Raw genomic sequence first — 12,186 nt, 5'->3', positions numbered from 1 at the left:
CCGCCGCGTGCCGCACTGATTCAGTCGAAACCGGGGTCGCCATCCTCCCCTCGTGCGCTTTCGCTGGACCCGGCGTTAGCCTGAACGGAGCGAAACGCCTGCATGGCCGCTGCTCGATCGGCCACCAGTTCACGTTCCAGGGCCCGCAGGTGCTCCGTGTTGAGGCGGGCGGCCGTTTCGCCATCTCCGCTTGCTATCGCTTCGACGATCTCGGAATGCGCGTGATTGCCGCAGAAGCGCGGCTCGGTGTCCGGCCTTGACCAGGAGAGCAGCGGCTGGCGGTTGATGAGGTCACGTATCACCCCGGTCAGCACGTCGTTGCCGGCCATTTCCGCCAGAAGCAGATGGAACCGCCGGGACAGATGCCGGGCTTCTTCCATGCGGCCCTCTTCATAGGCGTTGCGTTCGTCCTCCACGAACGACCGCAGGCGCGCACGCTCCGCCTCGCCGATCGTGCCGGCGAGCTTCTCGACCGTCGCTGTCTCGATCACGATGCGCGCGTCGAATATCTGCCGCGCTTCGTCGGGCGAGCACATGGCGATGGACGCTCCCTTGTTGGGACTGAGTTCCACCAGCCCGGCATGCGCCAGGCGCATGAGCCCGTTGCGTATGGCCGACCTGTTGGCGCCCGAGGCGATGGCCAGCTCGCGCTCGATCAGCCTGGCGCCGGGGGCCACCCGATGATGCATGATCGCCTCGACGATGACCTGGACGACACGCTGCTCGGCCTCAGGCCCGCTCATCGCGGCCCCGGCAGGGGGACGGTATCTTGCACTCCTGAGAAAGGGCGACGCGGCCATCCGAAACACTCCAGATTAGATTGTCAACAATCTATACTTGGATGACCGGATGTCAACGTTATGTATCATTCGGCCATATCGGCGCTAATATCCATAACTTTGGCGTATTTGCAGCGCATACATTGCGGGTTTCCCGCCATTTCCGCCGGCTTACCACGCATAAATTCGGCTCAATGAAATCACTTTCGGAATTTCATCGGTTCCTGCTCCGGAGAAAAACCTGTTTTATCCGATTGCAACTGACTTTTGGGGGATATAATGGCGCTTACATGCCGTTATCTTATTTTTTTTCTTGCGAAGCCGTACGCTGCACTGAGCGATGCGGCGCTGCCGGATAATTCATAAGCAAATCGAAACAATATATATTTACTATGAAATTGCCTCAATAATCGCCGCTTCTTAGTCTCCATACAGATCGAATGGGCCAGACGGAATGGGCCAGACGGAATGGAGTCACTGATGCATACGGTTCTCGGAACCCGTCATGGCGGCGCTCGCCGTGCACTTCTCCTGCGTGGCTGCCGGATTGCCGGTGAAGCCGCGGCAGGCGCTGAGCGCGATATCCTCATAGGGGAAGACGGGCGCATCGCCAGCATCGGCCATCGCCTGGAAGCAGGCCCGGATGTGATCGGCGTCGATCTCTGCGGCGCGCTCGTCTCGCCGGGCTTCGTCGACGTCCACCAGCATCTGGACAAGACTAGCGTCCTCAAGTTCACGCCCAATCCCTCGGGAACCTTGCAGGGAGCGCGGGAGGCATTCGCCAGATATGCCCGCCAGGCGCCGGAAGAAGACGTGACGCGACGTGCGGCACGAACCATGGAACGCTGCCTTGCCCGCGGCACCACGGCGATCCGCAGCCACATCAATGTCGACAAGGATGCCGGCTTCAATGGCATCAATGCCTTGGCACGGCTGAGATCGGAATGGGCGGACCGGCTGACGCTGCAACTCGTCGCGTTCATGACGCCGCATCCCAACCAGGATATCGAATGGCTGGAGAAGAACATCGATGCCGCAGTCGAACAGGCCGACGCGGTCGGAGGCACCCCGGCGGTCGCCGAGGACCCGATGCGGTATCTCGACATCCTCTTCGCCGCGGCCGAGCGGCATGGCCGGCCGGTCGATCTGCACCTTGACGAACACCTGAACCCCGAACGGCCGCTTTTCGACGCCGTGTTCGAGCGGGTCCGGAGATTTGGCCTGCAGGGTCGCACCCTCCTCGGGCACGCATCCGTCCTGAGCGCGCTGCCGAGGAAGGAGTTCGAGCGCATACGCGACCAGTTGGTCGATCTCGACATCGCCGTCGTGACACTGCCTGCGGCCAATCTCTACCTGCAGGGCCGCAGCCACGACATGTTGCCGCCCCGCGGTCTGACGCGCGTCGCCGAACTGATCCGTTCGGGGGTCGCCATCGCGACCGCATCCGACAATATCCAGGATCCGTTCGTGCCGACCGGCTCGGGCGACATGCTCGAGATCGCGCGCTGGACGCTGCTTGCCGGGCATCTGCGGGGCGACGAGCTTGCCACCGCCTATGACATGATCACCGCAATACCGGCACGCATGATGAATCTCGGCGCCGATTACGGCATCCGCGAGGGCGCCTGGGCGGACCTCGTCGTCACCGATTGCGAGGATGTCAGCGCGCTCGTCAGCGGGGGTCCCGACTGCATGCAGGTCCTCGCGAAAGGCCGGCCGGTTGCAGCACCCGCATCGCCTGCCATGGAGGCCATACGCGCATTGGAAGATGTCCCCTGAACGGCAACACGCCGTCGGACGGGCATGATGAGGAGAGGAAGGGAGGAGCATCATGATGATTACCAGAAGAGGCTGTTTGGCGTCGGCGGTCGCAATGGCCGCGCTCATTGCCGCCGGGCCGGCTTTCGCCGGGGGCGCATCGTTCAAGATGGGACTGCTGCTTCCCGGCAGCATTTCGGAAGAAGGATGGAACAGGATAGGCTTCAACGCGCTCAAGGGCGTGGAGAAGGAACTTGGTGCCGAGGTCAGCTATGTCGAGCTGCAGCAGAACCCTGCATCCTTCGAGAAAGCCTTCCGCGACTTCGCCAGCCAGGGCTACAACGTCATTCTCGGGCACGGCTTCGAGTTTCAGGATGCCGCTCTCGAGGTCGCGCCGGAATATCCCGATACGGTCTTTCTCATTTCTTCGAGCTACATATCCGAGGGAAATGTCATCGGCCTCAACACGGATACGAGCCAACCTTTCTACCTGATGGGCGTGATCGCGGCCAAGACGGGGAAGAAGGCGGGTCTCGTCGGAGGGATGGAGATCCCGCCGATAAAGGAGGCCTTCGAGGGTTTCACCAACGGCGTGCGAAGCGTCGCGCCGGACTTCCCCGTCAGTGAAGTCTATATCGGCAACTTCACCGACGCGACCGCGACCAAGGAGGCAAGCCTCAGCCTGATTTCGCAAGGGGCCGACTTCGTGCTGCCGAATGCTTCAGGGGCGACGGTGGGGGGATTCCAGGCAGCCGCGGAATCCGGTGCCGACGTCAAGACGTTCAGCATCTTCAGCGACTACACCTCGGTCGCTCCCAAGAACATTCTCGGGCTTTACGTCGCCGACTATGCCCGGGGCGTCATCCGCATCGTCGGGGACATCAAGAACGGCAAAATGCCGACGACCAATGTCGAATTCGGCCTGAAAGATGCCGACGTCATGAGCTTCACCTATAATGAGCAGGCTGCAAATCCGGTGACGGAGGACGTACGCAAATACGTCGATGAGGTGAAGGGCAAGATCGCAGCCGGTGAAATCAAGACCCGGCAGAAATAACGCCCGCAGGTACAAGAAGGATGGGGTACTGCCCGAAGGATCGGGTCGGCCCGGCCGTTCGCATGCGCCCCATCCGGCCACGATAACCGCTTCGATCGATCGTTCGATGGAAAGCTTCAGGCTTTTCCTAATCCGAAGGCAGCAAACTCATGGCAAACAGTGAAAGCGGACAGCCGCTGGCGGTTGTCCCCCAGGCCTATGGCGCCCTCTGGCGAGGCCTGCTCGGTCCTTTACGCACGATCATCCAGCCGGTCGCCGCTGTCGTTGTGGCTCTCGCATGCGGGGCGGCGCTTCTTGCCTTGAACGGCTACGAAGCACGCGCCGTGATCGACGTGATGGTACTTGGCGTCTTCCAGGACACCCGCTCGATCGCCGAAATTCTCCTGAAGGCGACGCCCCTGATCCTGATCGGCGTCGGCCTTTGCGTCGCCTTCCGCTGCAGCATCTGGAACATCGGCGCCGAGGGGCAATTCTATGCCGGCGCCATCGCCGCAACCGCCGTAGGCGTTTCCTTCGACGGGTTGAGCGCATGGGCCTATGTGCCGCTGGTCATGCTCGCAGGCGCTCTTGCCGGTGCGGCATGGGCGGCGATCGCCGGACTTCTGAAGGTCTATTTCCGGGCGAGCGAGATCGTGACGACGATCATGCTGAATTACATCGCCATCATCATGACGAGCTATCTCGTGACCGGCCCGTTGCGGGATGCGGCTGCGGCCTATCCGCAATCCGCCCGGCTGGTCCAGGAGGCGTGGATGCCGCGCATCCTGCCGCCGACCCGCCTCCACATCGGCATCCTCGTCGCCCTCGCGCTTGCCGTCGTGATGTATGTTTTCCTGTTTCGCAGCACTCGAGGCTATGCGCTGAGGGTGGTCGGCATCAGCCCGGACGCCGCGCGCTATGCCGGGATCAGCGTTCCCAGGAACATCATGCTGTCGATCTGCCTGAGCGGCAGCATGGCCGGGCTCGCAGGTGCCTTCGAGATTGCCGGCGTCACGCGGCGGCTCTTTCAGTCGATCTCTCCGGGCTACGGCTTCGAAGGCATCGCCGTCGCTCTTCTCGCAAACAACAATCCGATCGGGGCGGTCTTCTCGGGGCTCCTGTTTGCAATCCTGCGAAGCGGCTCCGAGCTCATGCAGATCACGGCGCAGGTGCCTCAGGTTCTCGTGCTCGTGGTCCAGGGCATCGTCATTCTCTCGGTCGTGGGATTTGCCGTGTTGCGGATCCCGTCGATGCGCCCTTCCGAATAGGTGGACCCATGGAAGATGTAGCAAGCCTGAGCTTTCTCGCCGCGACCATTGCAGCCTCATGGCGGCTGGCAGCGCCGCTGATGTTCGCATCAATCGGCGAAGTGTTTTCCGAGCGCGCCGGCGTCCTCAATATCGGCCTCGAAGGCGTGATGCTGGCGGGTGCCTTTGCCGGTTTCGCCGCCGCCTTCACCAGCGGAAGCATCCTGCTCGGAGTCGCCGCGGCGATCGCGGCGGGTGTTCTCGTCGGCCTGTTGTTTGCGTTCTTCACCATCACGATCAAGGCGGACCAGATCGTGGTGGGCGCTGCCATCAACCTGCTCGGCCTCGGCCTGACGGCTTTTCTGTTCCGCGCCTATTTTTCCTCGGCCGGCAAGGGCATCGAGATCGCCAGGCCAATCAATCTGCCGTGGCTGAGCGATCTGCCGTTCTTCGGCGAAGCGTTCTTCCGGCAGAACGCCTTTGTCTACAGCACGCTTCCGGTGGCCGCGCTTGCCGTCTTCGTGCTCTACAGGACGTCGTTCGGCCTGACGCTTCGCGCCGTCGGCGAGCATCCCAGGGCTGTCGACGTTTCGGGGCGCAGCGTAGCTCTCTACCGCTACGGCGCGGTGCTCATCTGCTCGGTGCTCGCGGCGCTCGGCGGCGCCTTTCTGACGCTCGCCCACTCCAACCAGTTCGTCGAAGGCATTTCCTCGGGCCGCGGCTTCATCGCCCTTGCGGTGGTGGTCTTTGCGAGATGGTCGCCCATCGGCGCCTTCATCGTCTCGCTGCTCTTCGGGGTGTTCTATGCGCTGCAGCTGCAATTGCAGGCGCAGCCGGTGCTCTTCCTCCCCTATCAGCTCTTCCAGGCTCTGCCCTACGTCATGACGATCGCGGCGCTGATATTCGTCCGAAACCGGGTCGACACACCGAGCATGCTCGGCGTCGCCTACAAGAAAAGCTGAGGGGGAAAAATGACCGGCAAACAACTGCTTTTGATGGATGGCATCCATAAACGGTTCGGACCGCTCATCGTCAGCGCCGGCGTGACCCTCGACGTCGAGGAGAACGAGATTCACGCGCTGCTCGGCGAAAACGGCGCCGGCAAGACCGTTCTGATGAGCATTCTTTGCGGCGTTCTCTCACCCAATGAAGGGCAGATCGTCTTCAAGGGCCGGCCGCTCAAGCTGGGCTCTCCCCGCGAAGCGATCAAACATCGCATCGGCATGGTGCACCAGCACTTCATGCTGGTCCCCAACCTTACGGTCGCTGAAAACTACGTGCTGGGCCAGGGCTCGCCTTTCAGGATGATCCGCGACATGAAGGCGGTCCATGCGCGTATTCTGGAGCTCAGCGACCGCTACGGTCTCGACGTGGCGCCCGACGCGCTCGTCTCCAGCCTGTCGGTTGGCGAACAGCAGCGGGTCGAGATCCTCAAGGTGCTCTACCACGGCATCGAACTGTTGATCCTGGACGAGCCGACCGCGGTCCTGACGCCTCAGGAAACCGACCGCCTGCTGCATCTGCTTCGCCAACTCGTCGCGGACGGAAAGACGGTCATCTTCATTTCGCACAAGCTGGACGAGGTGATGCGCGTCAGCGATCGCGTCAGCGTCATGCGCGATGCCAAGGTGGTTCGTACCGTGAAAACGTCCGAGACGAACGCGCGCGAACTGGCGCGCATGATGGTCGGCAGAGACGTCCTGATGGATTTGCCGCGCGCACCTCTCGAGCCCGGTCGTATCGTGCTGTCCGTCGAGCATCTCAGCTGCGATGGCGAAGCCGGGCTTCCGGCAGTGCGAGACGTATCTTTCGAGGTCAGAGCCAATGAAATCGTCGGGATCGCGGGCGTCTCCGGCAATGGCCAGAGCGAGCTGGCGCTGGCCCTGACGGGGCTCCTTCCGGTGGGGTCCGGCAGCGTCACGCTCGACGGGATCCAACTGGCGGGCCTGTCGTCCCACGAGATAAATCAATTGCCCATGGCGCATATCCCCGAGGACCGCCACAGGATGGGCATCGTGTTGCCGCTGCCACTGACGGAGAATCTGATCCTCCAGCGGTTCGACAAGGCGCCCTTCTCCTCTCGTGGATTGCTCGACCTGAACGAGATCACGAAGCAGACCCGTGATCTCATGCGGCGCTTTAAGGTCAAGGCGTCGGGACCGGGGGACCGCATCCGGAACTTGTCGGGCGGCAATCAGCAGAAGCTCGTCGTCGGGCGGGAGCTGGACCGCCGGTTCGATTTCCTGCTGATCAATCAGCTTACGCGCGGCATCGACATCGGCGCGACCGAGCTGGTGATGCACAAGATTCTCGAGCAGCGCAGCGCCGGCAAGGCCATTCTGCTGATATCCACGGAGCTCGAGGAACTGTTCACGCTCTCAGACCGCATCCTCGTCATGTATGAAGGCCGCCTCGTCGGCGAAATTCCGCCCGACCGCAGCCGCCTGGAAGAGATCGGGTTGCTGATGGCCGGCAAATCTCCGCTGTCGGCAGCTTGACGAACCGGTCCAAGGCGATCGCGGGTACATCCATTGTTTTTGCGCCAGAAAAAAGGGAACTTGGCTCAAGCGGAACGGGAACAGGCAGCGCTGCTGCCTGGCGCGAGACAGAGAAGTACCGATGAATGTGACACTTCGCCAGTTGCAGGCCTTCATTGCCGTGGCCGAACTCGGGCGTTTCCATCTGGCGGCCGACCACCTCGGACTGACGCAGTCGGCGATCAGCATCCTGATCAAGGATCTGGAGGTTGCCCTCAAGCACCGGCTCTTCGACCGGCACACACGCATGGTCAGCCTTACGACGGCCGGAGCGGAATTTTTACCCCAGGCCCGCAAGGTCATGTCGGATCTCGAGATCGCGGTTGCGAATGTGCACGAACTGGCAAGCCTGCAGCGCGGCCGGGTCACGATCGCGGCGGCAATCGTGCTGGCCGCGACCTTGCTGCCGCCGGTCATCGCGCGCTTCGTCAAGCGTTATCCCGACATATCGGTACAGGTGCGGGACATGCCGGAGGAGGAGATCCGCTCCGCATTGAAGCGGAACGAGGCGGATCTCGGCATCGGCACCGTTTCCGCCGACGATCCGGAGATTCAGGCCAGCGTGCTGATGCGTGACCAGCTCACCTTGATCTGCCGCTCCGACCACAGGTTCGCGAAGGCGCGGCAGGTGAGCTGGGCAAGCCTCGCAGGCGAAGGCCTGATCGGACTGGCAAAGGACAACCCCCTGCGCGGGCTCGTCGATCGCGCGCTGATCGCCTCCGGTGTCGAGGTCAAGACGAGATACGAGGTGCGGTTCTCGACGACGGCGATCAGCATGGTGGCGGAAGGCCTGGGTATAGCGATCCTTCCGGAAAACTCCCGCCAGCTCACGACCAATGTCGACGTCCGGATCGTCGAGCTGGTGGATCCGGTCATCAGCCGCAACATCTCCATTCTGCAATACCGCCAACCGATGCTCTCGCCGGCGGCGGCGAAAATGAAGGAATTTCTCATGGGAGCGAGCCGCAAACTCTCGTGATGCAGGCCACTTCCAGGAAAAGTGCTGAGCGACCTTCCGACCGGACGTGCGTGTGTGAGGTCAACTGCCGACCGGTGCGGGGCGAAGACCTCGTCGAAGGTCGGCATGACGAGCCCGGCCGGGCGCCGGCCTGAGCCCCACGTCCATAAAGAACAGATCGGCGTCATCCGGCCGCGTCGGTTCGCCGTTGCTCTTGAAGCGCCCGGCGCATCGACTAGATCATAGATGTTGTCCGCCCCGGAGGTTCCCAACGGAGGCTCACAACGCTTCATGACTTCCCGATCCAAGGAGCGTCGCTCATGAAGATAGCCCAGATCGCACCGCTGTTCGAACGTGTACCGCCGAAGCTCTACGGCGGGACCGAGCGCGTCGTTCACCACCTGACGGAAGAGCTCGTCCGGCAGGGCCATGAGGTCACCCTCTTTGCGAGCGGCGACTCGATGACCTCGGCAAAGCTCGTTCCCTGCTCGGATATGGCGCTGAGACTGAACCCTGCGGTTCTGGACCCGATTCCCTATCACATGCTGATGCTGGAGGAAGTGCGCCGGCAGGCGAATGGCTTCGACGTCCTGCACTTCCACATCGATCTCCTGCATTTTCCCCTCGTTCGCAGCCTCGCCGGAAAGACGGTGACGACGCTGCACGGCCGCCTCGATCTGCCCGACCTCCAGCCCTTCTATGCCGCATTCCCGGATGTTCCCCTGATTTCGATCTCCGACGACCAGCGAAAGCCGATGCCGCCGGTCAATTGGGTCGCCACGGTCCATCATGGTCTGGCTCCGGACGTCCTTCCCTTCACCGGCCAGCCGAGGGGCGACTATCTCGCCTTCCTTGGCCGCATCTCGCCCGAAAAGCGGCCCGACCGCGCGATCGAAATCGCTGCCCGGGTCGGCATGCCGCTGAAGATCGCCGCCAAGGTCGACAAAGCGGACGCGGCCTATTGGCTGAACGAGATCGAGCCGCTTGTCCGGCGCTATCCGAACGTCGAATTCATCGGCGAAATAGACGAAGGTCAGAAGGGCGAATTCCTTGGCAATGCACGTGCCCTTCTCTTCCCGATCGACTGGCCCGAACCGTTCGGGCTGGTGATGATCGAGGCGATGGCCTGCGGCACGCCGGTGGTCGCCTTCCGCTGCGGCTCGGTGCCGGAGGTCATCGACCACGGCGTGTCGGGCTTCATCGTCGACAGCATGGAGGAGGCCGTGAAGGCGGTCCACGATCTCGACTGGCTCGATCGCCACACGGTCCGGGCGACCTTCGACAGACGCTTCACCGCCCGACGCATGGCAGATGACTATCTGGATCTCTATCGCGCCCTGGCAGGCGGCGCTCAAAGGGTCCTGCCGATCCATGCGGCGAACGAAAGCGGGGCGGGCCCCGGCTCTACCAGGGTCGCCTGATACCGGATCACGGATGAGTTCTGATCGACCTGAACGCATCGTGATCTACTCGAGGAGCGAAGCGGGATGCGCGTGGAAAACGGCACGCACCTCCCTCATTCTGCTCGCACGCAACGGAGACCGATCCGATGGGAAGCAATCTCTCCGGGGGGCCGGCCCAAGCCGCTCCCGACGTGACATCTGCGGACGACCTGGGGCCTGCAGCGGTTTCGCGTTACGAGCGAAGCTCCAGATCCCTGAAGCACGGCGATACCTTCGCCGTGTTCGATCACAACGGCGACGCTTTTTCCTCTCCTTCCAATCCGGAGGGGATCTTCCACCGCGACACCCGCCATCTGTCGCAGTTCGTGCTGACGTTGAACGGCGCCCGGTCGCTGTTGCTGAGTTCCACGCTCAGGGACGACAATGCCACGCTCGACTGCGATCTCACCAATCCGGCTCTCGTGCTCGATCCCGGTGGCGAGGTGTTGAAGCATGACCTCATTCACGTGCGCCGTACCCGGTTCCTCTGGCAGGAGGCCTGCTACGAGCGCCTGGTCTTCCGAAACTTCGATGAAGTGCCGAGAAGGCTGCAGGTCGAATTGTCCTTCGCCGCCGACTTCGCCGACCTTTTCGAGGTGCGGGGCACCCCCAGGCGGCGCCGCGGCACCCATCACAGCGCGCTGGTCGGCAACGCCCGGGTCGTTCTGGCCTATGACGGCCTCGACGGCCAGACCCGCAGCACGACGCTCCGCTTCGATCCGGAACCGGAGAGGCTCACCGGACAGGAGGCGAGCTTTGTCGTCGAGCTCGCGCCGCACCAGGCGCAATCGATCTTCATCGAGATCGTCTGCAACAGTGTCCGGGACAACCCGCACCCGCCGTCCTTCAACTTCTTTCTGGCGTTGCGGGATGCCAGGAGGGCGCTGCGCTACTCGGCCTCGCGCGCCGCTGCGGTGGTCACCTCCAACGCCGTCTTCAACGAAGCCGTCAGGCGCAGCGTCGCCGATCTCTACATGCTGCTCACGGAAACCCCCGAAGGTCCCTACCCTTACGCCGGAATTCCCTGGTTCAGCACCGTCTTCGGCCGCGACGCGCTCATCACCGCGCTCGAAACACTGTGGCTCGACCCGGCAATCGCGAAAGGCGTGCTCAGGCATCTGGCCGCCAACCAGGCGACCGATTTCGACCCCGCCGCCGATGCGGAGCCGGGCAAGATCCTGCATGAGATGCGCTACGGCGAAATGGCGGAACTCGGCGAGGTGCCCTTCCGGCGCTATTACGGCAGCATCGACTCGACCCCTCTCTTCATCATGCTTGCCGGCGCCTATCTCGATCGCACCGGCGATCTCGATACCGTGCGGAGCCTCTGGCCGAACGTGGTGGCGGCACTTGACTGGATCGACCGTTTCGGCGACCGCGACGGCGACGGCTTCGTCGAATATGGAAGCCGCACCGCAAAGGGCCTGGTGAACCAGTGCTGGAAGGACAGCCACGATTCGATCTTCCATGCAGGGGGCAATCTGGCCTCGGGGCCGATCGCGGCCGCCGAAGTACAGGCCTATGTCTTCGGCGCCTGGCAGGCGGCCGCCCGATTGTCGCGCAAGCTCGGCCATGCCGAGGATGCGCTGAGGCTCGAACGACGGGCCGAAGACCTGCGCATCCGGTTCGACACGGCCTTCTATGATGATGAGCTTGGAACCTATTCGCTGGCCCTCGACGGGGACAAGAATCCCTGCCGCGTCCGCTCTTCCAATGCGGGCCATGCCCTCTTCACCGGCATCGCCCTGCCGGAGCGCGCCGGCAGGGTGGTGTCGACGCTGATGGCGCAATCCTCCTTCTGCGGCTGGGGCGTGCGCACGATCGCCGCCTCGGAAGCGCGCTACAATCCGATGAGCTACCACAACGGCTCCGTCTGGCCACACGACAATGCGCTGATCGCGGCAGGCTTCGTGCGCTACGGCTTTCAAGCAGAGGCGGCGAGCATCTTCGAAGGGCTGTTCGCGGCCTCCACCTACACCGACCTCAGACGTCTGCCGGAGCTATTTTGCGGCTTCGCGCGCCAGCGCGCCCGCGGGCCCACCTTCTATCCGGTTTCCTGCGTGCCGCAGGCCTGGGCGGCGGCGGCGCCCCTCTATCTGCTCCAGTCGATGATCGGCCTCGGCTTCGATGCCGGGAGGATGCATGTGACCTTGCACGAACCGACGCTCCCGCCCTTCCTGGACGAGGTCGTGCTGAAACGGCTGCGGGTCGGTTCGGGGATGGTTGACATAGCCCTGAGGCGGTCGAGATCCCAGGTCGTGGTCGACGTCCTGGACCGGAGAGGCGGAGTGAAGGTGCTGACGACGCATTGAGTTGGAACGTTGCGGGAGCACCGCAGGCTGCTCCCGGCCCACCCGATCTACACTAATGCATTAGTGTATTGCGCCATGTTTCCCGGCATGCTACATCGGCGTGGAAGATCCACCTGT

9 protein-coding genes are annotated in these 12,186 nt (G+C 62.9%); 8 read left to right on the top strand and 1 reads right to left on the bottom strand.

The genetic code is table 11. The features are described 5' to 3' along the window. Nucleotides 1-20: 20 nt before the first annotated feature. Nucleotides 21-800, bottom strand: a complete 780-nt coding sequence (locus ACTJKL_RS07355) for a GntR family transcriptional regulator (protein ID WP_440852570.1) — start codon at nt 798-800, stop codon at nt 21-23. A gap of 459 nt (nt 801-1,259) precedes the next feature. Here ACTJKL_RS07355 and ACTJKL_RS07350 point away from each other — a divergent pair, with 459 nt between their 5' ends. The 8 genes from ACTJKL_RS07350 (at nt 1,260) to ACTJKL_RS07315 (ending at nt 12,069) form a co-directional block, all read left to right on the top strand. Beyond that, the gene (locus ACTJKL_RS07350; protein WP_440852569.1) at nt 1,260-2,558 is read left to right on the top strand and encodes an amidohydrolase family protein; all 1,299 of its coding nucleotides are present in this window, start codon (nt 1,260-1,262) and stop codon (nt 2,556-2,558) included. Nucleotides 2,559-2,610: 52 nt separating this feature from the next. Beyond that, nucleotides 2,611-3,594 carry a BMP family protein gene (locus ACTJKL_RS07345; protein WP_440852568.1) on the top strand — a complete coding sequence of 328 codons (984 nt, stop codon included), beginning with the start codon at nt 2,611-2,613 and terminating at the stop codon, nt 3,592-3,594. A 149-nt stretch (nt 3,595-3,743) separates the two neighbouring features. Continuing rightward, complete coding sequence (locus ACTJKL_RS07340) at nt 3,744-4,841, top strand: ABC transporter permease (RefSeq protein WP_440852567.1); 1,098 nt, start codon at nt 3,744-3,746, stop codon at nt 4,839-4,841. A gap of 8 nt (nt 4,842-4,849) precedes the next feature. After that, a complete protein-coding gene (locus ACTJKL_RS07335; RefSeq protein WP_440852566.1) occupies nt 4,850-5,782 on the top strand; it encodes an ABC transporter permease in 933 nt (310 codons plus the stop codon). 9 nt (nt 5,783-5,791) lie between these two features. Further along, a complete protein-coding gene (locus tag ACTJKL_RS07330) occupies nt 5,792-7,318 on the top strand; it encodes an ABC transporter ATP-binding protein (RefSeq protein WP_440852565.1) in 1,527 nt (508 codons plus the stop codon). Between the two features lie 121 nt (nt 7,319-7,439). Then, nucleotides 7,440-8,336: a LysR family transcriptional regulator gene (locus ACTJKL_RS07325; protein WP_013850166.1), complete on the top strand. Its 897-nt coding sequence runs from the start codon at nt 7,440-7,442 to the stop codon at nt 8,334-8,336. Nucleotides 8,337-8,635: 299 nt separating this feature from the next. Continuing rightward, nucleotides 8,636-9,736 carry a glycosyltransferase family 4 protein gene (locus tag ACTJKL_RS07320; RefSeq protein ID WP_338284182.1) on the top strand — a complete coding sequence of 367 codons (1,101 nt, stop codon included), beginning with the start codon at nt 8,636-8,638 and terminating at the stop codon, nt 9,734-9,736. A 128-nt stretch (nt 9,737-9,864) separates the two neighbouring features. Next, on the top strand, nt 9,865-12,069 hold the full coding sequence (locus ACTJKL_RS07315) for an amylo-alpha-1,6-glucosidase (RefSeq protein WP_275599604.1): 2,205 nt from the start codon (nt 9,865-9,867) through the stop codon (nt 12,067-12,069). Nucleotides 12,070-12,186 lie beyond the last annotated feature (117 nt).

It is taken from the genome of Sinorhizobium sp. 22678 (assembly GCF_052044265.1).
Taxonomy (GTDB): domain Bacteria; phylum Pseudomonadota; class Alphaproteobacteria; order Rhizobiales; family Rhizobiaceae; genus Sinorhizobium; species Sinorhizobium meliloti_A.
This window is presented reverse-complemented; position numbering and strand designations above follow the sequence as displayed.